This window comes from Pseudonocardia tropica (genome assembly GCF_040105315.1).
GTDB lineage: Bacteria > Actinomycetota > Actinomycetes > Mycobacteriales > Pseudonocardiaceae > Pseudonocardia > Pseudonocardia alni.
In genome coordinates this window covers 74,194-96,443 of the sequence record NZ_JBEDNP010000004.1, presented here as the reverse complement: position 1 = coordinate 96,443, position 22,250 = coordinate 74,194, and the positions used below count along the sequence as shown (strand labels likewise).

Genomic DNA, 22,250 nt, shown 5'->3' with positions numbered 1-22,250 from the left:
GACCATGACCGAGAAGACCGACGAGACCCCGGCCGGCGCTGCCGGGCACCCCTACCCGCGGCACTGGGAGGCCGACGTCGTCGCCTCCGACGGCGGGATCGTGCACCTGCGCCCGATCCTGCCCGGCGACGCCGACGCGCTGCTCGCCTTCCACGCCAAGCTGTCCGACCGCACCCGCTACCTGCGCTACTTCGGCCCGTACCCGCGGATCTCGGCGCGGGACCTGGAGCGGTTCACCGTCGTCGACCACCGGACCCGGGTCGCGTTCCTGGCGCTGCTCGGCGACGAGATCATCGCGGTCGGCCGCTACGAGGGGCTGATCCCCGGCGGCGGCGCGGCCGCCCAGGAGGGGGCGGGCACCGACAAGCCGGTCACCTCCGCGGAGGTCGCGTTCGTCGTCCGCGACGACCACCAGTCCCGCGGCCTCGGCTCGATCCTGCTCGAGCACCTCGCCGCCGCGGCCCGGGAGAACGGGCTGTCCCGGTTCGAGGCCGAGGTGCTGGTGGAGAACCACGCCATGGTGCGGGTGTTCCGCGAGGCCGGCTACGGCGTCACGCGGGCCTTCGCCGAGGGCGTCCTGCACCTCGAGTTCGACATCGACCCCACCGAGAAGTCGATCGCGGTCCGCTACGCGCGCGAGCAGGCCGCCGAGGCCCGCAGCGTCGCGAACCTGCTGCACCCGACCTCGGTGGCGGTGATCGGCGCGTCGGCGGACGAGACCAAGATCGGCCACGCCGTCCTGCTGAACCTGCTGCGCGCCGGGTTCACCGGCCCGGTCTACCCGGTCAACCCCGACGCCCGCTCGGTGCGGGGCGTGCGCGCCTACCCGTCGGTGATCGACATCCCGGACGAGGTGGACCTCGCGGTCGTCGCCGTCCCGGCTGCGAACATCGACGAGGTCATGGACTCCTGCCTGGCCAAGGGCGTGAAGGTGCTGGTCGTGATCAGCTCCGGCTTCGCCGACGCCGGCGACGACGGCGGGACCGTCGCCGAGCGCAGGCTGGTCGCCGAGGCGCGGGCGCACGGGATGCGGGTGGTCGGGCCGAACGCACTCGGCGTCGCCAACCCCGACCCGTCGGTGCGCCTCAACGCCACCCTGGCCCCGCGGATGCCCGGGCACGGGCGCACCGGGTTCTTCTGCCAGTCCGGCGCGCTCGGCAGCGCCATCCTCGCCAACGCCCGCACCCGCGGGGTGGGCCTGTCGTCGTTCGTGTCGGCGGGCAACCGCGCCGACGTGTCCGGCAACGACCTGATGCAGTACTGGCAGACCGACCCGAGCACCGAGCAGGTCCTGCTCTACCTCGAGACCTTCGGCAACCCGCGCAAGTTCGCCCGGGTCGCCCGCAGACTGGCCCGTACCAAGCCGGTGATCGCGGTGAAGTCCGGCCGGCACACCGGGCCGCTGCCGTCGCTGGCCTCGGTCGCGGCGCCGATCGACGAGTCCAGCGTGCAGGCGCTGTTCGAGCAGTCCGGCGTCATCCGCGTGCAGACCCTGCCGCAGATGTTCGACACCGCCCTGCTCATCGCCCACCAGCCGCTGCCGAAGGGCCGCCGGGTCGCGGTCGTCGGCAACTCCACCGCGGTCAACCTGCTGGTCCTCGACGGACTGCTCGACGAGGGACTGGAGCTGGCCGGGGACCCGGTCGACGTCGGCAGCCAGGCCTCCCCGGAGGCGTTCGCCGGCGCGGTCCGCGCGACCCTGGACGGCGACGCCCGCCCGGACGCGCTCATCGCGGTGTTCGTCCCGCCGGTCGCGGTGGCGGGCCGGGACCACGCGCACGCCCTGCGCGACGCCGCGAGCGGTGCCGGGGTCCCGGTCATCGCGGTGTTCCTCGCCGCCGAGGGCATCCCGGCGGAGCTGTCGGTCCCCGGCGCCGACGGCACCCCCGGCCGCGGGTCGGTGCCGAGCTTCGCCAGCCCCGAGCGGGCGACGTCGGCGCTGGGCCGGGTCAGCCGCTACGCCCAGTGGCGCGACACCCCCGTCGGGGAGTTCGTCGTACCCGAGGGCATCGACGCCGCCCGCGCGCGCGAGCTCATCGCCTCGTTCGGGCCGGACACCCGGCACCCCCTCACCGACGACGAGGCCGTCGACCTGCTCGCCTGCTACGGCCTGGACGTCATCACCTTCGGCCGGGTGAAGGGCGCCGACGACGCCGTCGCCGTAGCCGGGCAGGTCGGCTACCCGGTCGTGATCAAGGCGACCGAGGACCAGTGGCGTCACCGCGGCGACTTCGTCGGGGTGCGCCTGGACCTGGTCTCGGAGGACGCCCTGCGCGTCGCGCACGCGGAGCTGTCGCAGCTCACCGGGTCCGACGAGGTCTACGTGCAGCGGATGGCCCCGAAGGGCACGTCGTGCACGGTGGAGGTCGTCGACGACCCGTCGTTCGGGTCGCTCGTCGCCTTCGGGCTGTCCGGGATGGCGACCGAGCTGCTCGACGACCGCGCCTACCGGGTCCTGCCGGTCTCGACCGCGGACGCGGCACGGCTGGTGCGGGCCCCGCGGGCGGCGCCGCTGCTCACCGGCTACCGCGGCACGGACCCGGTCGACCTCGCCGCGCTGGAGGACGTCGTGCTGCGGATCGGACGGCTCGTCGAGGACCTGCCGCAGGTCCGCTCGCTCGCCCTCGACCCGGTGCTGGCCTCGCCGCAGGGCGCGTTCGTGACCGGGGCCCGGGTGACGATCGGCCCGGTGCCCGACCGCCGCGACGCGGGCCCCCGCCGCCTGCGCTGACCCGCCGCGCATCCGTGCGCGGGCGCGCCGCGGCGCCCCGTGGCCGCGCGTGGCACCCCGTGCAGGGGGGGTGCCACGCGACGTACCGGGCTGCCACGGGGCGGGGCGGGCCTCAGGTGCGGAAGGTGACCTGCAGGGTCGGGGCGCTCGTGTCGGCGAAGAAGTCGTTGCCCTTGTCGTCCATCACGACGAACGCCGGGAAGTCCTCAACCTCGATCTTCCAGACCGCCTCCATGCCGAGCTCGGGGTACTCGAGCACGTCGACCTTGCGGATGCAGTCCTGCGCCAGGCGGGCGGCCGGGCCGCCGATGGACCCCAGGTAGAAGCCGCCGTTCGCGGCGCAGGAGTCCACGACCTGCTTCGACCGGTTCCCCTTCGCCAGCATCACCAGGGACCCGCCGGCCTCCTGGAACTGCTGGACGTAGGAGTCCATCCGGCCGGCCGTCGTCGGACCGAACGAGCCCGAGGCGTAGCCCTCGGGGGTCTTGGCCGGTCCGGCGTAGTAGACGGCGTGGTCCTTGAGGTACTGCGGCATCGACTCGCCGGCGTCGAGCCGCTCGGCGATCTTGGCGTGCGCGATGTCGCGGGCGACGACCAGCGGCCCGGTCAGCGACAGCCGGGTCTTCACCGGCAGCTGCGACAGCTGCGCGCGGATCTCGTCCATCGGCCGGTTCAGGTCGACCCGCACGACCTCGTCGGACAGGTCGGCGTCGGTCGCCTCGGGCAGGTACCGGGCCGGGTCGCGCTCCAGCTGCTCCAGGTAGACCCCCGACGGGGTGATCTTCGCCTTGGCCTGGCGGTCCGCCGAGCAGGACACCGCGACGCCGACCGGCAGCGAGGCGCCGTGCCGGGGCAGCCGGATGACGCGCACGTCGTGGCAGAAGTACTTGCCACCGAACTGGGCGCCGATCCCGAAGTTGCGGGTCAGCTCCAGGACCTGCTGCTCCAGGTCGGTGTCGCGGATGGCGTGCCCGAGCGGCGAGCCCTCGGTCGGCAGGTTGTCCAGGTAGCGGGCCGAGGCCAGCTTGGCGACCTTCAGGTTGAACTCCGCCGACATGCCGCCGACGACGATCGCCAGGTGGTACGGCGGGCAGGCCGCGGTACCGAGGCTGCGCAGCTTCTCGTCCAGGAACGCCGCGAGCCGCTTCGGGTTCAGCAGCGCCTTCGTCTCCTGGTAGAGGAAGGTCTTGTTGGCCGAGCCGCCGCCCTTGGCCATGACCAGGAACTCGTAGTACGGGTCCCGGCCCGGCTTGGCGTACAGCTCGACCTGCGCGGGCAGGTTGGTGCCGGTGTTCTTCTCGTCCCAGAAGCTGATCGGCGCCATCTGGCTGTAGCGCAGGTTCAGCTCCTGGTAGGCCTCGAAGACCCCGCGCGACACCGCGGCCTCGTCGTCGCCGCCGGTCAGCACGGTCTCGGTCTTCTTGCCGACGACGATCGCGGTGCCGGTGTCCTGGCACATCGGCAGCACCCCGCCCGCGGACACGCAGGCGTTGCGCAGCAGGTCGGTGGCGACGAACCGGTCGTTGCCGGAGGCCTCGGGGTCGTCGATGATGGCGCGCAGCTGCTTCAGGTGCGAGGGCCGCAGCAGGTGCTGGATGTCGGTGACGGCCGCACGGACCAGTCCGGTGATCGTCTCGGGCGGGACCTCGAGGAAGGTGCGGCCCGCGGCCTCGGTCACGGTTCCCGCGGGCAGGTCGAGCTCGCGGTACTCGGTGTCGTCCGGGCCGAGCGGGAGCACGTCGGTGTGGTGGAACTCGGGCATGGCGGGGACGCTACCGGCCGTTGCCGGGCAGGCACCGCAGGTGGAGACGCAGGCGACGTGTGACCGGCGCTAAGCGGACGAGCCTCCGGTTACTGCTGTAGTGTGGGCCACATGCCTGGCTCGATCCTGGGAACCTCCGTCCGCCGCGTCGAGGACGCCGACCTGATCACCGGTGCGAGCACCTTCGTCGGCAACCTGGTCCACGGTGCCGACGCACCGGCGGGCCTGGCCCACGTGGCGTTCGTCCGCTCGCCGGTGGCGCACGCGCTGCTCACCGGTATCGACACCACCGAGGCCGCGGCCGCGCCCGGCGTCCTCGCCGTGTACACCGCGGCCGACCTCGACCTGCCCGCCCACCACGGCCTGATGGTCCTCAACCCGGCGCTGCCGCGCCCGCCGCTGGCGACCGACCGGGTGCGGTTCGTCGGCGAGGCGGTGGCGCTGGTCGTCGCCGAGAGCCGCGCCGCCGCCGTCGACGCCACCGAGCTCGTCGAGGTCGACTACGACCCGCTGCCCGCGGTCACCGACATCGAGGCCGCGCTCGCCGACGACGCCCCGCTGCAGTTCCCCGACCAGGGCAGCAACCTGGCCGCGGGCGAGCGGGGGACCGGCGACCCGCTCGACGGCGCCGAGGTCGTCGTCCGCGCGCGGATGGTGAACCAGCGCGTCGCCGCCGTCCCGATGGAGGGCAACGCGATCGTCGCCGACCCCACCACCACCGACTTCCCGCTCACCGTGCACGTCTCCACCCAGATGCCGCACGGCTTCCGCACCCAGCTCGCCGGACTGGCCGGGCTGGAGGCCGACCAGGTCCGGGTGATCGCCCCGCACGTCGGCGGCGGGTTCGGCGCGAAGGCCGGTGTGCTCGCCGAGCACACCGCGACCGTCGCCGCCGCCCGGGCGCTCGGGCGGCCGCTGGCCTGGGTCGAGACCCGCTCGGAGAACCTCGTGTCGATGCCGCACGGCCGCGGCCAGGTCGGCTACTACGAGCTCGGCCTCACCCGCGACGGCCGGATGACCGGCCTGCGCGTGCGGGTCGTCGGGGACTCCGGGGCCTACGCCGGCTTCGGCGGCGCGCTCCCGTTGCGCACCACCTACCTCATGGCGACCGGCGTCTACGACATCACGAACCTGCGCTACGACGCCGTGTCCGTGCTGACCAACACCACCCCGATGGGCGCCTTCCGCGGCGCGGGACGCCCCGAGGCCGCCGCCCACCTGGAGCGCCTGGTCGACGTCGCCGCCGTTGAGCTGGGCATCGACCCGGTCGAGCTGCGCCGGCGCAACCTGCTCGCGCCCGACGTCTTCCCGTACACCACCCCGACCGGCGCCCGCTACGACGTCGGCGACTACGACCTGCCGCTGCGCGAGGCCCTGCGCATCGCCGGCCACGACGAGCTGCGCGCCGAGCAGGCCCGCCGCCGCGAGGCGGGCGACCCGGTGCGCCTGGGCATCGGCATCGCGGTCTACGTGGAGGTCACCGCCGGGGGCGGGGGCGGCGAGTACGGCTCGGTGACCGTGCACGCCGACGGCTCGGCGACGGTGTCGGCCGGCACCTCGGCGCACGGGCAGGGGCACGCGACGTCGTTCGCGATGCTGGTGTCGGACCGGCTCGGGATCCCGATGGACCGGATCCGCTACGTCCAGTCCGACACCGCGCTCGTCCCGCGCGGTGCCGGGACCGGCGGCTCGCGGTCGCTGCAGCTCGGCGGGACCGCGGTGTCCGAGGCCGCGCACGAGCTGTACGAGCGGGCCCGCAAGCTCGCCGCGCACCTGCTGGAGGCCGCCGCGGAGGACGTCGAGATCGCCGACGACGGCACCTTCGGCGTCGCCGGTGTGCCCGGCGGTCCGACCGTGACCTGGAGCGACGTGCACCGCCGGGCCGCCGCCACGGGCGAGGAGCTGCACGTCGGCCTCGACTCCGCACAGGACGGCGCGACCTTCCCGTTCGGGGCGCACCTGTCGGTCGTCGAGGTCGACACCGACACCGGCCGGGTCACGCCGCGCCGGCACGTCGCCGTCGACGACTGCGGGCGGATCCTGAACCCGCTGCTCGTCGAGGGCCAGCAGCACGGTGGGCTCGCCCAGGGCGTCGCGCAGGCGCTGCACGAGGAGGTCCTGTTCGACGACGAGGGCCAGCCGCTGACCTCCAGCCTCGCCGCGTACACGATCCCGACCGCGGCCGACCTGTTCTCCTTCGAGACCGCGACGACCGAGACCCCGACCCCGCTGAACTCGCTCGGTGCCAAGGGCATCGGCGAGTCCGCGACGATCGGGTCGACCCCGGCGGTGCAGAACGCCGTGGTCGACGCGCTGTCGGACCTGGGCGTGCGGCACATCGACCTGCCCTGCACCCCCGAGCGGGTGTGGCGGGCGGTCGCCGCGGCCCGCGCCGGGTCGCCGGAGCAGGCGTGGCGGGAGCCGCCCGCGGTCTTCGACGACCTGCCGGTGCGGGGCGGCGGCGCCGAGGACGACGCGGCGATCTGACCCGGAACCGGTCGCGGCGGGACGCGGACGGACCGTGCCGGGGCGGCGCAGCGGGGATCGCGCCCCGTCCACGGGTGCCGCCCGTACGGGTGACGTCCGCCCGTGGACCGGCCGGGACGCGCGGTAACCCACCCCCTGACTGTTCCGCGCGTCCCCGGTGGCGCAGACTCTGCGCCGGACCGCAACCGATACCGGGAGGCACCCGCACGATGAGGCTCGCGACGATCCGGACCGCGACCGGGCACCGGGCGGTGCGTCTCGACGGCGACACCGCTGTCGAGACGGGGGAGGCCGACGTGCGGGCGCTGCTGGAGCGCCCCGACTGGGCCGAGCACGCCGCGGGTGCCGCCGGCCCGGTGCACGAGACCGCCGGCCTGGACTACGCGCCTCTGGTGCCGTCGCCCGAGAAGATCATCTGTATCGGGCTGAACTACCGCGACCACGTGCTCGAGATGGGCAACGAGCTGCCCGAGTACCCCACGGTCTTCGGCAAGTTCGCGCCCGCCCTGGTCGGCGCGTACGACGAGATCGAGCTGCCCGCGCAGTCCGACCGCGTGGACTACGAGGCCGAGCTGGCCGTCGTCATCGGGCGTTCGGTCCGGCGCGCCGACCGCGAGGCGGCGACGGCCGCCATCGCCGGGTACACCGTGCTCAACGACGTGTCGATGCGCGACTACCAGCGGCGCACCAAGCAGTTCCTGCAGGGCAAGACCTGGGAGCACTCGACGCCGCTCGGGCCGGTGCTGGTCACCCCCGACGAGCTGCCCGCCGACCCGACCGCCGGTGGCGCGCTGCGGATCTCCTCGGAGCTGTCCGGGGAGACCATGCAGGACTCCACGACCGACCAGCTCGTGTTCGGCGCCGTGGATCTGGTCGTCTACCTGTCGGAGATCCTCACGCTCAACCCGGGCGACGTCATCGCCACCGGCACCCCGGGCGGCGTCGGCGACGCGCGCACGCCCCCGCGCTACCTCACCGACGGCGCAGAGATCGTCACCGTGGTGGAGGGGATCGGCGAGTGCCGCAACGTGTGCCGGGTGGTGCGGTGACCCCCGCACGCACTCCCGGCGACGGCCGCGCCGTCGTCCCGCCGCCGGTGGGCGACGCGCTGGCCTGGGCCGGCGACGGCCAGGCCCACCTGCGCGGGCTGATGACCCGGATGGCGGGCGAGGCGTTCCGCGCCCCGTCGGCGCTGCCGGGCTGGACCCGCGCGCACGTGCTGACCCACCTGGCCCGCAACGCCGACGCCATGGTGAACCTGCTGACCTGGGCACGGACCGGCGTCGAGACCCCGGCCTACCCCGATCCCGCGTCCCGCGACGCCGACATCGAGGCCGGGGCCGGGCGCAGCTCCGACGAGATCCGTGCCGACGTCGTCGCCGCCTCCGACCGGCTCGCCGACGCGGTCCGGGCGATGCCGGAGAAGGCCTGGTCGGCGACCGTGCGCAACCCGCAGGGCGTCGAGATGCCGGTGTCGGCGGTGCCCTGGAACCGGGCCCGCGAGGTGTGGATCCACGCCGTCGACCTCGACGTCGGCGCCTCGTTCAAGGACCTGCCGATCCCGATGCGGGAGGTGCTGGTCGCCGACGTGGTCGCCCGGCTGGAGCGCCGGCCCGGCTGCCCGCACGTGCGCCTGGAGGAGGTCCGCACCGGCGCGACGCTGGAGTTCGGGCCGGGGCCCGCCGGGCCGGACGGCGCCGAGCCGCGCGACCTCGGCACGGTCCGCGGCAAGGCGCACGACATCATCGCCTGGCTGCTCGGCCGCCCGTTCGACAAGGGCCTGCGCGACGCCGACGGGAAGCTCCCGCCGCCGCTACCGGTCTGGCTCTGACCCCGGCTCCGCCGCGGGCCGGTCGCGGCCCTCGAGCGCGTCCAGGCGTGCGGTGGCCCGGCCGAGCTGGCGGGCCATCTCGTCGAGCCGGGCCTGCAGCAGCGCCATCTCCGCGGTCAGCACGGCCACCGCGCCCGCCGCGGCGACCGGGTCGCCGATGAGGCCGTCGGCCGCCTCGGTGCCGTGCGGGTCGGGGTGCTCGGCGAACCCCGCCGCGTCGTCGGGCGTCGTCAGCGGGCCCGCCGCGACGTCGTCGGGTAGCAGGGTGAGCTCGGCCAGCTCGGCGAAGCGCTGCGCCGACAGCACCGGGCGCGCCCCGGCGCACCGCAGGCACACCGGTTCCAGCCGGCGCCAGCCGTGCTGCCCGGAGCCGGTGTCGGCCAGCACGGCGACCCGCGCCCCGCAGCGGCAGGGCCGCATCCGGATCGTGCGCACCCGCTGCCGGGCGTAGCGCAGGCCCAGCTCGTAGCGGCGGAACCGGCCGGAGACGGCCACCTCGAGCAGGATCGCGCCCTGGTGCTCGGGCGCGCACGCCAGTTCGCGGGCGTCGTCGGCGGTGTGGAAGCAGTAGAACCCGCAGTCGCACCACCGCGACGGGCAGGCGTGCCGGCAGCCGTGCGCGCACACCGCGTCGTCGACGGTGCGGTAGACGTGCGCCCGACCGAGCGTCACACCGCTGAAGCCCGCCGTCGTGCCGTCCGCGGACAGCATCGGGAACGCCAGCTTGTGGCCCTCCAGCGGGCCGGTCGGGTACTCCAGCGGGGTCCGGCGGAACAGCCCGCGCACCCGGTCAGTCCTCGCGGGACCCCGAGTGCGCCGGCTGCTCGACGGCCGGCGTCCACTCGGTGAACTCGGGCTCGACGGTGCGCGCCGGACGCGGACGCTCCTGGGCGTCGGCCACCCGGTCGGCCTCGTGGTCCACGGCGAATCCCTCGGAGATCTTGCGGCCCAGCCTCATGACGCCTCCCGTGTGCTCCGGGTCCCGGCCACCTGGTGGACGTGGCCGCCGTCACCAGGCTGACCGTTCGTCGCGGGGTTGTCCAGGGCGGAACGGGTGAGGAGGGGCAGGAACGGATCACAGCCGGCGCCCGCCCGGCCTCGGTAACGTCCTGTGCCAGGACGGGGACCGGGGGTGGTCGATGCGGGGCGAGGCGCGCTACGGGCTCGAGCACGAGCTCGCGCTGCTGCGGGACGACGGGACGGTGGCCGACCACCGCTCGCTGACCCACGCGCAGGTCGCGGCGGTCGTCGACGAGCTGCCGGAGCTGCCCGGGGACCAGTCCGACCTGCGGATCGGCGACGCCGGCATCCGCCGCAAGCGCTGGTACGCCGAGGGCTACGAGCGTCTCGACGACGACGGGGAACTGGTCCGTTTCGACCCCAAGGGCATCGAGATCCGGACCCGCGTGCACGACTCGGTCGAGGCCGTCGTCGACGCGCTGGCCGCCGACGCCGTGACCCTGGCCGCGGTGGCCGCCCGGCACGGGTTGCGCCCCGTCGCGTTCGCCCACCACCCGCGGCTGTCGGCCTACCGGCTGGACCCGCCGCCGAACGCCCACGAGCGGGCTCTGATGGCGGCCTCGCCGGAGGAACGGACCTCGCACCTGCACATGGTGACCTGGGGGCCGGACCTGAACCTGTCGTTCCCCGAGTCGGGCACCGACCCCGGCGTGCTGGCCGACGCGGCGGCGAAGCTGACCTTCTACAGCCCCTACCTGGTGCCGTGGTCGTTCTCCTCGCCGTTCCGCGACGGCCGGGTCTGGGGCGGGCTGTCGGCGCGCACCGCGCGTCGTACCGGGGCGCGCCCGGCGGCGCTGGCCTACCTGCCGCCGGAGGCCCCGTTGCTGGTGACCGACCCCAGCCTGGTGCGGCACGCGGGCATCCCCGGGGAGGTGGGGCGGATCGAGTTCAAGGCGTTCGACGCCGTCCCGGTGGTCGCGGGGGAGGAGCCCGCCGACGGCGTGGGCACCGACCTGCCCGCGGCGCTGCTGAGCCTGCTGACCGGCCTGCTGCGCGACGACACGCTGCCCGGCCGGCGCCGGACCCCGGACGCGGCGGCCCACCGCCGCTCGGCCCTGCGGGGCTGGGCGGACCCGGCGGTGCGGGCGGGGTCGCAGGCCGTGCTCGACGCCGCGACCGCGGCACTGGCCGGCGACGACGCCCACGGCACGCGGCTGGCGTCGCTGGCCCGGCGGTTGGCGCGCCGCGAGACCCCCGCGGACCGGATGCTGGCCCGCCACCGCTCGGGCGGCGGTATCCCCGGTGTCCCCACCCCACCCTGAGCACCGTCCCGCCCCGGCCCCGTCTCGCGCCCCCGTCTCGCGCCGCCGTCTCGCGCCCCCGTCTCGCGCCCCCGTCTCGCGCCGTCTCGCGGCCCCCGTCTCGCCCCGCCGCCCGACCCCGTCTCGCACTCATGGAGCAAAAGCCCGGTGTCACGAGGCTTGAGCTCCATGAGTGCGCAGAGCCGGGGTCGGGCATCCCCGTGAGGTCCGGGCAGATCCGGGGGCAGCGGCGCACCCGAGGTGGCGGGCGACGCGGCGCGTCAGCGGTAGCTGTGCTCCTCGGCGGGGTACTCGCCGTGTGCCACGTCGGCGGCGAACGCGGCCGCCGCGTCGTGCAGGGCCGAGCCCAGCTCCGCGTACTTCTTGACGAACCGCGGCACCTTCCCGCGGTTCATCCCGGCCATGTCCGACCAGACGAGCACCTGGGCGTCGCAGTCGGGCCCGGCGCCGATGCCGACGGTCGGGATGCGCAGCTCCCCGGTCACCCGCTTGGCGACGTCGGCGGGCACCATCTCCAGCACGACGGCGAACGCGCCCGCCTCCTGCACGGCCAGCGCGTCCTCGACGAGCCGGTCGGCGGCATCGCCGCGGCCCTGGATGCGGAACCCGCCCAGCGCGTGCTCGCTCTGCGGGGTGAACCCGAGGTGGCCCATCACCGGCACGCCGGACGCGGTGAGCGCCTCGACCTGCGGCGCGAACCGCGCACCGCCCTCGAGCTTGACCGCGTGCGCCCCGCCCTCCTTCATGAACCGGAACGCCGTCTCCTGCGCCTGCGCGGGGGAGATCTGGTAGCTGCCGAACGGCAGGTCGGCGACGACGAGCGCGCTGCGGGCGCCGCGCACCACGGCCCGGGTCAGCGGGATCAGGTCGTCGACCGTGACCGGGATGGTGTTGTCGTGGCCGAACACGTTGTTGCCCGCGGAGTCGCCGACGAGCAGGACCGGGATGCCGGCGTCGTCGAAGATCTCGGCCGAGTAGACGTCGTAGGCGGTCAGCATGGGCCAGCGCCGGCCCTCCTGCTTCCACTGCAGCAGGTGGTGGACGCGGGTCCGCTTCGGCGGGGTCGCGGGTGCCCGGTACGGGGCCGCCACCTCTCCGCTCTCCTGTGTGCTCACCGGTGAGCTCCTTCCGTGCCTCGAGGCCCACGCTGGTCGCGGGTCCCCGGGTTCGCCGTCGATGGCGGACGCCAGGGTGGCAGCGCACGGGCCCGGACCGCCCCGTGGTGTGGGCACCCTCACGCGGGCCGCGACCCGCGACCGGTCGCCGTCGGGGGTCGGTGGCATGCTCCCGGTCATGCTCCCTCGGCTGTTGCGACCACCTGCCCACCGACGAGAGACACCGGCCCCGGCCGGCCGGCGGACGCGCCCGGCCGTGCTCGCCGTGCTGGGCGCGGCGACCCTCGTCCTGGTCGGCGCGTGCGCCGACGCGGGCACCGGTGACCAGCCGCAGGCCGCGCAGAACCCGCCGGACCTCGCGCAGTTCTACGACCAGCAGCTGCAGTGGGGCCCCTGTGCGGACTACGCCCCCACCGCGGACGACGCGCAGACCTACGCCGACCCGCAGTTCGACTGCACCCGGGTGACCGTCCCGCAGGACTACGCCGGCCCCGGCGACGGGAAGACGATGCAGATCGCGCTGCTGCGCAAGAAGGCGACCGGCGCGAAGATCGGCTCACTGTTCGCCGACCCGGGCGGCCCCGGCGCCTCGGGCACCTCGTTCGTCGCGCGGCAGGCCTCCACCTGGGCCACCAACGGCCTGGGGGACCGGTTCGACCTGGTCGGGTTCGACCCGCGCGGCACCGGCGCCAGCCGGCCGCGGATCCAGTGCCTCACCGACGAGGAGAACGACGAGGAGCGCACGAAGGTCTTCGCCGACCCCTCGCCCGCCGGCATCGCCGCCGCCGAGGCCGACAGCCGCCGGTTCGCCGAGCGCTGCACCCAGCGCACGGGTGCCGACGTGCTCGCGAACGTCGGCACCCGTGACGTCGCGAAGGACATGGACGTCATGCGGGCCGCCGTCGGCGACCAGAAGATGACCTACGCCGGCTTCTCCTACGGCACCGAGCTCGGCACCGCCTACGCCGAGACGTTCCCGCAGAACGTCCGCGCGCTGCTGCTCGACGGCGCGATCGACCCGACGCAGTCGACCATCGACTCCACGGTCAAGCAGAACGCCGGGTTCCAGCTCGCGTTCGACAACTTCGCCAAGGACTGCACCAGCCGCCCCGGCTGCCCGCTGGGCACCGACCCGCAGAAGGCGACCCAGGCGTTCCAGACGGTCATGCGGCCACTGATCGACACGCCCGCGAAGGTCGGCGACGGGCGCGTCCTGAGCTTCGCCGACGCCCAGACCGGGGTCAGCCAGGCGCTCTACGTCTCCCAGCTGTGGCCCGCCCTGCAGCAGGGGATCTCGCAGGTCGCGAACGGCAACGGCGACCTGCTGATGCGCCTGGCCGACCTCTACTACGAGCGCGACGACCAGGGCCGCTACTCGAACATGCTGCAGGCCTTCCAGTCGATCAGCTGCGTGAACCAGCCGGCGCTCAAGGAGCCGTCGGAGGCCCTGGAGCTGGCGACGCGGGCCGACGAGGCCGCCCCGTTCCGCTCCACCGGCCGCGGCCCGGTCGGTGCCCGCGACGCGTGCGCGTTCTGGCCGGTCCCGCCCACCAGCGAGCCGCACACGCCGAAGGTCGACGGGCTCCCGCCGGTCGTCGTGGTGTCGGTCACCGGTGACCCGGCCACGCCGTACCAGGCCGGGGTCGACCTGGCCCAGCAGCTGAACGGCAGCCTGATCAAGGTCAATGGCAACCAGCACACCGCGTCGCTGCAGGGCGACGCGTGCACCGACAAGCTCGCGATCGACTATCTGGTGAACCTCACGCTCCCGCCGCAGGGCGCGGAGTGCACGCTCGCGCCCAGCTGAGGGCGGTCGCCCGCACACCCCGGTAACTTCCGCGTAACACGAGCTTCCTAGGCTCCGCCGCATGGACCGCCAGCAGGAGTTCGTGCTCCGCACGCTCGAGGAACGCGACATCCGTTTCGTCCGTCTCTGGTTCACGGACGTGCTCGGATACCTCAAGTCGGTGGCGGTGGCCCCGGCCGAGCTGGAGGGTGCCTTCGCCGAGGGCATCGGCTTCGACGGCTCGGCCATCGAGGGCTTCGCCCGCGTCTACGAGTCCGACATGGTCGCCAAGCCCGACCCGTCGACGTTCCAGGTGCTGCCCTGGGAGACCGCCTCGGGCGAGCACTACTCGGCGCGGATGTTCTGCGACATCGCGATGCCCGACGGGTCGCCGTCCTGGGCCGACCCGCGGCACGTGCTGACCCGCGCGCTGAACAAGGCGGGCGAGGCCGGGTTCACCTGCTACGTGCACCCGGAGATCGAGTTCTACCTGCTGCGCGACCTGCCCGGCGACGGCACCCGGCCCATCCCGGCGGACTCCGGCGGCTACTTCGACCAGGCCAGCCACGACGTCGCCCCGCACTTCCGGCGCAACACCATCGAGACGCTGGAGTCGATGGGCATCTCGGTGGAGTTCTCCCACCACGAGGGCGGCCCCGGCCAGCAGGAGATCGACCTGCGCTACGCCGACGCCCTGACCATGGCCGACAACCTCATGACGTTCCGCTACGTCGTGAAGGAGGTCGCGCTCACCCAGGGCGTGCGGGCCTCGTTCATGCCCAAGCCGTTCTCCGAGCACCCCGGCTCGGCCATGCACACGCACTTCTCGCTGTTCGAGGGCGACCACAACGCCTTCCACGACCCGGACGACCCCTACGAGCTGTCCGCGACCGGCAAGGCGTTCGTCGCCGGCGTGCTCAAGCACGCCCGGGAGATCACCGCCGTCACCAACCAGTGGGTCAACTCCTACAAGCGCCTCATCACCGGCGGCGAGGCCCCGACCGCGGTGTCCTGGGGCCACGCGAACCGCTCCGCGCTGGTCCGGGTCCCGATGTACTCGCCGGGCAAGTCCTCGTCGCGGCGGGTGGAGGTCCGCACGCTGGACTCCTCGTGCAACCCCTACCTCGCCTACGCGGTCATCCTGGGCGCCGGCCTCACCGGCATCCAGAAGGGCTACGAGCTGCCCCCGCCCACCGAGGACGACGTGTGGGCCCTGACCGACACCGAGCGCCGTGCGCTGGGCTACGAGCTGCTCCCGCAGAACCTCACCGAGGCCCTCGACGTCATGGAGCGCAGCGAGCTCGTCGCCGAGTACCTCGGCGAGCACGTGTTCGACTTCTTCCTACGCAACAAGCGGGCCGAGTGGGACGCCTACCGCCGGAACGTGACGCCGCACGAGCTCGCGACGTACCTTCCCGTGCTGTGACCGAGATCTCGGACGAGATCGTTCTCGGCGGCGCTCCACCTCGTCGATGACCCGCTCCGGGCCGCCCGCGCGGGTGCGGAGCACGACGTCGGCGGTCCCCGGCAGCCGCTCGGCCTCGTAGGCGGCCCGCGCCGCCGCCGGGTCGCCGCCCGCGCCCAGGGCGCCGGGCGAGCGATTCGGCGTCGAGGATCGCCTGCCCGGCGCCGTCGGAGCCCATCGGGACCATCGGGTGCGCGGCGTCGCCGAGCAGCGTGACCCGCTCGTGCGACCCGCGCGAGGTGGTCGACGTCGTCGAGGTGGAAGCGGCGGGCGTGGGCGGGGGTCTCGTCACGGTCGGCGGCCCGCGACGACCATCGAGCGGCCCCCGCGGAACGCCGGCCGGTCCGTCGCGCCGCGCCGCATCGACACCCCGTTCCGGTGCGGAGGTCCCTCGCCGGGGACCGGGCCCGCCCGCACGGGCGGAGCGGATGCCGTCCGCGCCGACCAGCACCTCGCCGGTCGCCGACCGGGTCGCCGGCGTCGGACGCGGACGCCGTCAACCGTGGACCCGATCCCGGCCCGCTCCAGGGCCGGGGCCGTGGTCGGTCCTCCGACCCCACCGACGATCACGACGTGCATCCCCCCGGCCCTGACCGCTGAGCGCCCCTGAGGGAAGGCCGGCCCGCGATGGGGCAGGATCACCGGTCATGGACCGTCGCACGGGGACCTCGCTCGCCCGGCTCGGCCTCACCGGTGAGGACGCGGCCACGACCCTGCGCGGTCTGGGCTGGTGGGCGACCGACCGGCCGACGCCCGGCTGCGAGGAGATCATGTGGGCGCTGGCCCGCAGCCCCGACCAGTCCCTCGCGCTGCGCGCGGTCGAGCGGCTGGCGCAGACCGCCCCGTGGCCCGCGATCGACCGGGCGCTGCGCACCGACCGCGGGCTGCGGGGGCGGCTGTTCGCGACCCTGGGGTCGTCGACGGCGCTGGGCGACCACCTCGTCGGCCACCCGGACCGCTGGCCGCTGCTGGCCGACACCGCCGAGCGCGGTGACCCACCGCCGGACCTGGCCCGGCGCACCGCGAACCTGCTGCGCGCGGTCGGGGCCGACCCGGCCGCGCCGCCGCCGGGGACGGCCGGGGGTGCGCGGGCGTCGTTGACCGGCGCCGAGGCCGTCGCCGCGCTGCGCACGGCCTACCGCGACGAGCTGCTCGGCCTCGCCTCGGCCGACCTGGCCGCCGTCGGGGACCCGGGGCTGCCGGTGATGGAGGTCGACGACGTCGCCGCCCAGCTCGCCGACCTCGCCGAGGCCGCGCTGTCGGCGTCGCTGGCGGTGGCCGCGGCCGAGCAGGACCCGCCCGAGGAGCTGCGGCTCGCGATCATCGGTCTCGGGAAGTGCGGCGGGCGGGAGCTCAACTACGTCTCCGACGTCGACGTCGTCTTCGTCGCCGAGCCCGGCGGGGAGCTCACCCAGGCCGCGACGAAGCTCGCGTCGCGGGTCATGCGCATCGCGGGGGAGGCCTGCTTCGAGGTCGACGCGAACCTGCGCCCCGAGGGTCGTCAGGGTGCGCTGGTGCGGACCCTGGACGGGCACGTGTCCTACTACAAGCGGTGGGCGAAGACCTGGGAGTTCCAGGCGCTGCTCAAGGCCCGTCCGATCGCCGGGGACCCGGTGCTGGGCCGCCTCTACATCGACGCCCTCGACCCGATGGTGTGGCAGGCCTGCACCCGCGACGACTTCGTCAGTGACGTGCAGGCCATGCGCGCCCGGGTCATCGAGAACATCCCCTCCGAGCAGCGTGAACGCGAGCTGAAGCTCGGCCGTGGTGGGCTGCGCGACGTCGAGTTCGCCGTCCAGCTGCTGCAGCTGGTGCACGGCCGGGGCGACGACTCCCTGCACTCGGGCAACACCCTGGTCGCGCTGGCCGCGCTGTCGGAGAGCGGTTACGTCGGCCGCGACGACGGCGCCAACCTCGCCGCGTCCTACCGGTTCCTGCGTCTGCTGGAGCACCGGCTGCAGCTGCAGAAGCTGCGCCGCACCCACCTGCTCCCGGCCGCCGACGACACCGACGGGCTGCGCTGGCTGGCCCGGGCCGCGCGGATCCGCCCGGACGGGCGCCGCGACGTCGTCGGGGTGCTGGTCGACGAGTGGCAGCGCAACGCGCGCCGCGTCACCCGGCTGCACGAGAAGCTGTTCTACCGGCCGCTGCTGTCGGCGGTGTCCCGGCTGGCCGCCGACGGCGCCGACGCCGTGCTGTCCCCGGAGGCGGCGAAGGCACGGATGAAGGCGCTGGGCTGGGCGTCGCCGGAGGGGGCGCTCGGGCACCTGCGGGCGCTCACCGGCGGGGTGTCGCGGGCCGCGTCGATCCAGCGGGCCCTGCTGCCGGTGCTGCTGGACTCGCTGTCGCGCAGCCCCGACCCCGACCGCGGCCTGCTCGCCTACCGGCGGGTGTCCGAGGCGCTCGCCGACACTCCCTGGTACCTGCGGCTGCTGCGCGACGAGGGCGCGGTCGCGCAGCGGCTGATGACGCTGCTCGGTACGTCGGCGCTGGTCCCGGACCTGCTGGCCCGCGCGCCGGAGGTGCTGCGGATGCTCGCCACCTCCTCGGGGGTGCAGAGCCCGGAGCTGACGCGGGACCCGGCCGAGGTGTCGATGGCGCTGCGCACCACCGTCGCCCGGCAGAGCACGCCGGAGGCCGCGGTGGCGTCGGCGCGGTCCTACCGCCGGCACGAGATGCTGCGGATCGCCTGCGCCGACCTGCTCGGCCTGCTGCCCGTCGACGCGGTGTGCACGGCGCTGAACTCGGTGAACGAGGCGGTGCTGGCCGCGACCCTGGACGCGGTGCTGCGCGCGGAGTCCGAGCGCCCGGCCGTCCTGTCGGTGATCGGGATGGGCCGCCTCGGCGGTGGCGAGTCCAGCTACGGCAGCGACGCCGACGTCATGTTCGTGTGCAGGCCCGCCGAGGGCGTCGACGACCACACCGCGGTGCGGTGGGCGACGCGTGTCGTGGAACGGGTGCGGCGGCTGCTCGGCTCACCCAGCCCGGATCCGGCGCTGCCGGTCGACGCGGACCTGCGCCCGGAGGGCCGGTCCGGGCCGATGGTGCGCACCCTGGCCTCCTACCGGGAGTACTACGCGCGCTGGGGCGAGGTGTGGGAGGCCCAGGCGCTGCTGCGGGCCCGCCCGATCGCGGGGGACCGGACGCTGGGCCGCGAGTTCACCGCGCTGGTCGACCCGATCCGCTACCCGGCCGACGGCGTGTCGGCGGCCTCGGTGTCGGAGATCCGCCGGATCAAGGCCCGGGTCGACGCCGAGCGCCTGCCCCGCGGCGCGGACCGCACCACCCACACCAAGCTCGGCCTGGGCGGGCTGGCCGACGTCGAGTGGACGGTGCAGCTGCTGCAGCTCCAGCACGCGGGCGACGTCCCCGAGCTGCGCACCCCGTCGACGTTGCACGGGCTGCACGAGGCCGCCCAGGCCGGGCTGATCAGCGCCGGGGACGCCGCCGAGCTGGAGGAGGGCTGGCGCACCGCGACCGCGGCCCGCAACGCGATCATGCTGGTCAAGGGCAAGCCCGGCGACCAGCTCCCGCGTTCGGGGCGGGAGCTGGCCGCCGTCGCCGTCGCGCTCGGATACCCGGCGGGCGGCGACCCGGGGGAGTTCCTCGACGACTACAAGCGCGTCACGCGGCGGGCCCGCGCGGTCGTCGAGCGGGTGTTCTACGGCTGGTCCGAGGACTGACCGGCCGGTGCGGCGCGCAGCGCCGCGGCGAACCACTCGAACGCCGGGATCGTGGGCTCCCGGGCCGGCCACCCGTTGAGCACCCCGAGCAGCGTCCAGTAGCGCTCGACGCGGCGGTCGGCGAACAGCTCGACGCTGTCCGCGGCCCGGGCGCGGGCCGCCGCGTCCTGCCCGTCGACGCCGGGGATGCGGGCGAGGACCCGGGCCGCCTCCGGGCTCGCCGGGTCGACGCCCGCGGCGAGCGCGGCCCCGGCGTGCTCGGCCACCGCGGCCGGGTCGGCCAGCCGCTCCCGGTGCTCGGGGGCGGTGGCACCGGCGACGGCCATCTCCCGGCACCGGGCCCGGAACGCGGGGTCGGCGACGAGCTCGGCCAGCTCCACCCAGGCACCCACCTGCTCGGGGCTCGGGTCGTCGGGGAGCTCGGCGGGCATCGACCGCATGCCGGTGGCGATGCCGGCGCCGGGCGCGTCGTCGTCGATGCCGGCGAAGGTCTCGGTCACGAAATCGTCGATCAGGTGCTGCCGCTGGGCCGCGGACAGCCGGGCGAGGTCGTTCATCAGGGTCACGCTCCGTTCGTCGGGTGGGGTGTCACCGGCTCCGTTGCGGGCCAGCAGCGCGCACACCGCGCGCTGCACCCGCAGCTCCCGGATCCGGTCGTCCAGGGCCCGGACGTGTGCCGCCGCGATCTCGCCGACCCCCCGTCGGCGGGACAGCACGGCGCGCACGTCGTCCAGGCCCAGGCCGAGCTCGCGCAGGGTGCGCACGAGGTCGAGCTGTGCGACCGCGGCCGGCCCGTAGACCCGGTGGCCCGCGCCGTCGCGGTCGGCGGGGACCAACCCCTCGTCCGACCAGAAGCGGATCGTGCGGACGGGGACCTCGCTGCGCCGGGCGAGCTGCCCGATCGTCAGCGTGACAGGGTGATCATCGGTACGCGGTGCGGTCACGGGTACAGCGTCGGGTGTTCCAGCGGCTGGAGGTCAAGTGCGAATCGGTTTCGGGATCCCGCAGTTCGGTGCGGCCGCGGCCCACGTGGACGGGACGATGCGGTTCGCGGCGGGCGCCGAGGAGCGCGGCGCGGCGAGCCTGTGGACGGGCGACCGGCTGCTGGTCGCCGTCGACCCGACGGTCGGCTACGGCGGCGGACCCGGCGGCCCGGGCAGCGTGCCCGAGCAGTTCACCGCCGCGCACGACCCGCTGGCGCTACTGACCGCGGCGGCCGCCGTCACCGGGCGCGTGCAGCTCGGTACCAGCACGCTCAACGCGCCCTGGTACCCGGCGGCGCTGCTGGCCCGGCAGGCGGCGACGATCGACAACCTGTCCGGCGGGCGGCTGCTGCTCGGCCTCGGGATCGGCTGGTCGCCCGAGGAGTACGACGCCGTCGGCGTCCCGATGGGCGAGCGCGGCGCCCGGCTCGACGAGACCCTCGACCTGTTCGACGCCTGGTGGCACGACGACCCGGTCGAGTTCACCGGCCGGTTCGCGAGCGTCGCACCGTCGTACGTGCACGCCCGCCCGCAGCACGTGCCGGTCTACCTGGGCGGGTTCAGCCCCCGGGCGCGCCGGCGGATCGCAGAACGGGCCGACGGGTTCCTGCCGGTCGTCACCTCCGACGTCACCGACCTCGACGCCGCGGTCTCCGCGCCCTGGGCGGACCTGCGCGCCGCCGCGGCCGAGGCGGGCCGCCCCGCCGACGCGATCGGCGCGGTGCTGCGGGTCAACCCGAAGCCGGGGGAGACCGCGGCCGACGCGGCCGCGCTGGTGCGCCGGGCCGCCGCCGACACCGACGTCGACCACACCTTCGTCGACCTCATGTACCTGGCGGACGACACCGACTCGGCGCTGGAGGCGGTCGAGGAGATCCTCGGCGCGGGGTGACCGGACCCCGCTGGTTCACTGGGGTCCGTGGCAGACCTCGACGTGATCACCCGCGGGTACGAGCTCGTCGCGGCCCGGCCGGCGTCGCTGCTGGCCGCGCTGCTGGCCCTGGCGGTCGTGGCGTGGCGGCCGACCTGGCGGCTGACGCGCACCGCGGTCACGATCGCCCACGAGGGCGGGCACGCACTCGTCGCGGTGCTGGTCGGGCGGGGCCTGGCGGGGATCCGGCTGCACGCCGACTCCTCCGGGGTCACGCACTCCACCGGCGCCGGGCGCGGGCCCGGCGTGGTCGCGATGTTCTTCGCCGGCTACGTCTTCCCGCCGCTGCTCGGCCTCGGCGGTGCGGTGCTGGTCGCGGCGGACGAGGCGCAGGCGATGCTGTGGATCGCGGTGGTGCTGCTCGCGGCGACGCTGCTGCAGATCCGCAACCTCTACGGCGGGCTGGCCGTCGTCGCGACCGGGGCGGTGCTCGTGCTCGTCGCGCTGCGCGCGCCGGCCGACCTGCGGACCGGGTTCGCCGCCGCGCTCACCTGGTTCCTGCTGTTCGGCGGGGTGAAGGCCTGCCTGGAGCTGCGCCGGGGTCGTCGCGGGGGCAGGCTGCGCCACTCCGACGCGGACCGGCTCGCCGAGCTCACCCCGCTCGGCGGCGGGGCGTGGGCGGCGCTGTTCGTCCTCGTCGCGTTCGCCGCGACGCTCGCCGCCTGCTGGGTCGTGTTCGCCCCCGGCGGGGCACCGGCCTGACAGCATGGGGTCATGGCAGAGGACTTCAACACCAGGGTGATCCGCGAGTTCCACGAGAACGACGGCCGGGTCGGCGAGCCGTTCACCGGCCTGCCGATGATCCTGGTCCACCACGTCGGCGCGAAGAGCGGCGCCGAGCGGATCGCGCCGCTGCGCTGGTTCGCCGACGGTGACCGCTGGGTCGTCGTCGCCTCCGCGGCGGGTGCCCCGCGCCACCCCGCCTGGTTCCACAACCTGATGGCGAACCCGGACGTCACCGCCGAGATCGCCGACGGTGAGGGCGGGGTCGAGACCGTCCCGGTGCACGCGAGCGAGCTCGACGACGCCGACCGCGACCGCGTCTGGACCTGGATCAAGGAGAACAACGGCGGCTTCGCCGACTACGAGCGCAAGACCGACCGGAGGATCCCGTTGGTGGGTCTCACCCGGCGCTGACCCGTCGCCCTGCCCGGTGCGTAGGCCGGGGCGGGCGTGCGGGGCGCTGTGATGGCA

Annotated in this window: 16 protein-coding genes and 1 pseudogene; 11 read left to right on the top strand and 6 right to left on the bottom strand. The window is 74.9% G+C overall.

Features of this window, described 5'->3' with window-relative positions:
- Positions 1 to 4 precede the first annotated feature (4 nt).
- Entirely contained in the window at positions 5 to 2,731 is a 2,727-nt protein-coding gene (locus tag WHI96_RS08355) for a bifunctional acetate--CoA ligase family protein/GNAT family N-acetyltransferase (protein ID WP_345652599.1), read from the top strand.
- Positions 2,732 to 2,843: 112 nt separating this feature from the next.
- Here WHI96_RS08355 and WHI96_RS08350 read toward each other — a convergent pair whose 3' ends face one another.
- A complete protein-coding gene (locus WHI96_RS08350; RefSeq protein WP_345652602.1) occupies positions 2,844 to 4,493 on the bottom strand; it encodes a fumarate hydratase in 1,650 nt (549 codons plus the stop codon).
- Between the two features lie 111 nt (positions 4,494 to 4,604).
- On the opposite strand from WHI96_RS08350, the gene WHI96_RS08345 reads away from it, so the two are divergent.
- The 3 genes from WHI96_RS08345 to WHI96_RS08335 all read left to right on the top strand — a co-directional run bounded on the left by WHI96_RS08345 (position 4,605) and on the right by WHI96_RS08335 (position 8,811).
- Positions 4,605 to 6,980 (top strand): xanthine dehydrogenase family protein molybdopterin-binding subunit, encoded by a 2,376-nt coding sequence (locus WHI96_RS08345; protein ID WP_345652605.1) that lies wholly within the window; start codon positions 4,605 to 4,607, stop codon positions 6,978 to 6,980.
- Positions 6,981 to 7,189: 209 nt separating this feature from the next.
- Positions 7,190 to 8,029, top strand: coding sequence for a fumarylacetoacetate hydrolase family protein (locus tag WHI96_RS08340; RefSeq protein WP_345652608.1), 840 nt, complete (start codon positions 7,190 to 7,192; stop codon positions 8,027 to 8,029).
- Positions 8,026 to 8,811 (top strand): maleylpyruvate isomerase family mycothiol-dependent enzyme, encoded by a 786-nt coding sequence (locus tag WHI96_RS08335; RefSeq protein WP_345652611.1) that lies wholly within the window; start codon positions 8,026 to 8,028, stop codon positions 8,809 to 8,811. The genes WHI96_RS08340 and WHI96_RS08335 overlap by 4 nt, the downstream gene beginning before the upstream one ends.
- Here WHI96_RS08335 and WHI96_RS08330 read toward each other — a convergent pair.
- Together WHI96_RS08330 and WHI96_RS08325 are read right to left on the bottom strand one after the other, a co-directional pair.
- On the bottom strand, positions 8,794 to 9,597 hold the full coding sequence (locus tag WHI96_RS08330) for a hypothetical protein (protein ID WP_226357716.1): 804 nt from the start codon (positions 9,595 to 9,597) through the stop codon (positions 8,794 to 8,796). The two genes, WHI96_RS08335 and WHI96_RS08330, sit on opposite strands and share 18 nt — an antisense overlap.
- Positions 9,598 to 9,601: 4 nt before the next feature.
- Entirely contained in the window at positions 9,602 to 9,769 is a 168-nt protein-coding gene (locus tag WHI96_RS08325; RefSeq protein ID WP_208822403.1) for a hypothetical protein, read from the bottom strand.
- 181 nt (positions 9,770 to 9,950) lie between these two features.
- On the opposite strand from WHI96_RS08325, the gene WHI96_RS08320 reads away from it, so the two are divergent.
- Entirely contained in the window at positions 9,951 to 11,093 is a 1,143-nt protein-coding gene (locus WHI96_RS08320) for a glutamate-cysteine ligase family protein (protein WP_345652617.1), read from the top strand.
- Positions 11,094 to 11,353: 260 nt separating this feature from the next.
- Here the strand turns inward: WHI96_RS08320 and panB are convergent, their stop codons facing one another.
- On the bottom strand, positions 11,354 to 12,208 hold the full coding sequence (panB, locus tag WHI96_RS08315) for a 3-methyl-2-oxobutanoate hydroxymethyltransferase (protein ID WP_075307105.1): 855 nt from the start codon (positions 12,206 to 12,208) through the stop codon (positions 11,354 to 11,356).
- Between the two features lie 256 nt (positions 12,209 to 12,464).
- Between panB and WHI96_RS08310 the strand changes: the two genes are divergently transcribed.
- Together WHI96_RS08310 and glnA are read left to right on the top strand one after the other, a co-directional pair.
- Positions 12,465 to 14,015 (top strand): alpha/beta hydrolase, encoded by a 1,551-nt coding sequence (locus tag WHI96_RS08310; protein ID WP_345652625.1) that lies wholly within the window; start codon positions 12,465 to 12,467, stop codon positions 14,013 to 14,015.
- Between the two features lie 61 nt (positions 14,016 to 14,076).
- On the top strand, positions 14,077 to 15,420 hold the full coding sequence (glnA, locus tag WHI96_RS08305; RefSeq protein ID WP_345652628.1) for a type I glutamate--ammonia ligase: 1,344 nt from the start codon (positions 14,077 to 14,079) through the stop codon (positions 15,418 to 15,420).
- A 223-nt stretch (positions 15,421 to 15,643) separates the two neighbouring features.
- On the opposite strand, the pseudogene WHI96_RS08300 reads toward glnA, so the two are convergent.
- A pseudogene (locus tag WHI96_RS08300) lies at positions 15,644 to 15,751 on the bottom strand (hypothetical protein); the annotation flags it as partial.
- A gap of 355 nt (positions 15,752 to 16,106) precedes the next feature.
- Between WHI96_RS08300 and WHI96_RS08295 the strand changes: the two are divergent.
- Positions 16,107 to 19,142, top strand: a complete 3,036-nt coding sequence (locus WHI96_RS08295; protein WP_345652631.1) for a bifunctional [glutamine synthetase] adenylyltransferase/[glutamine synthetase]-adenylyl-L-tyrosine phosphorylase — start codon at positions 16,107 to 16,109, stop codon at positions 19,140 to 19,142.
- Here WHI96_RS08295 and WHI96_RS08290 read toward each other — a convergent pair.
- A complete protein-coding gene (locus tag WHI96_RS08290) occupies positions 19,121 to 20,086 on the bottom strand; it encodes a MerR family transcriptional regulator (RefSeq protein ID WP_345652634.1) in 966 nt (321 codons plus the stop codon). The genes WHI96_RS08295 and WHI96_RS08290 overlap by 22 nt on opposite strands.
- A gap of 37 nt (positions 20,087 to 20,123) precedes the next feature.
- On the opposite strand from WHI96_RS08290, the gene WHI96_RS08285 reads away from it, so the two are divergent.
- The 3 genes from WHI96_RS08285 to WHI96_RS08275 are packed head-to-tail and all read left to right on the top strand — an operon-like array spanning position 20,124 to position 22,193.
- On the top strand, positions 20,124 to 21,017 hold the full coding sequence (locus tag WHI96_RS08285) for a TIGR03619 family F420-dependent LLM class oxidoreductase (RefSeq protein ID WP_345652636.1): 894 nt from the start codon (positions 20,124 to 20,126) through the stop codon (positions 21,015 to 21,017).
- A 27-nt stretch (positions 21,018 to 21,044) separates the two neighbouring features.
- The gene (locus WHI96_RS08280; RefSeq protein WP_345652640.1) at positions 21,045 to 21,758 is read left to right on the top strand and encodes a M50 family metallopeptidase; all 714 of its coding nucleotides are present in this window, start codon (positions 21,045 to 21,047) and stop codon (positions 21,756 to 21,758) included.
- A gap of 12 nt (positions 21,759 to 21,770) precedes the next feature.
- Positions 21,771 to 22,193: a nitroreductase/quinone reductase family protein gene (locus WHI96_RS08275; RefSeq protein ID WP_345652642.1), complete on the top strand. Its 423-nt coding sequence runs from the start codon at positions 21,771 to 21,773 to the stop codon at positions 22,191 to 22,193.
- The last annotated feature ends 57 nt before the right edge of the window (positions 22,194 to 22,250 follow it).

Excerpts from the sequence above, each read along its gene's own strand:
- WHI96_RS08340 (WP_345652608.1), top strand. The coding sequence starts at position 7,190 with ATGAGGCTCGCGACGATCCGGACCGCGACCGGGCACCGGGCGGTGCGT.
- WHI96_RS08355 (WP_345652599.1), top strand. The coding sequence starts at position 5 with ATGACCGAGAAGACCGACGAGACCCCGGCCGGCGCTGCCGGGCACCCC.
- WHI96_RS08350 (WP_345652602.1), bottom strand. The coding sequence starts at position 4,493 with ATGCCCGAGTTCCACCACACCGACGTGCTCCCGCTCGGCCCGGACGAC.
- glnA (WP_345652628.1), top strand. The coding sequence starts at position 14,077 with ATGGACCGCCAGCAGGAGTTCGTGCTCCGCACGCTCGAGGAACGCGAC.
- WHI96_RS08345 (WP_345652605.1), top strand. The coding sequence starts at position 4,605 with ATGCCTGGCTCGATCCTGGGAACCTCCGTCCGCCGCGTCGAGGACGCC.
- WHI96_RS08295 (WP_345652631.1), top strand. The coding sequence starts at position 16,107 with ATGGACCGTCGCACGGGGACCTCGCTCGCCCGGCTCGGCCTCACCGGT.
- WHI96_RS08325 (WP_208822403.1), bottom strand. The coding sequence starts at position 9,769 with ATGAGGCTGGGCCGCAAGATCTCCGAGGGATTCGCCGTGGACCACGAG.
- WHI96_RS08320 (WP_345652617.1), top strand. The coding sequence starts at position 9,951 with ATGCGGGGCGAGGCGCGCTACGGGCTCGAGCACGAGCTCGCGCTGCTG.
- WHI96_RS08275 (WP_345652642.1), top strand. The coding sequence starts at position 21,771 with ATGGCAGAGGACTTCAACACCAGGGTGATCCGCGAGTTCCACGAGAAC.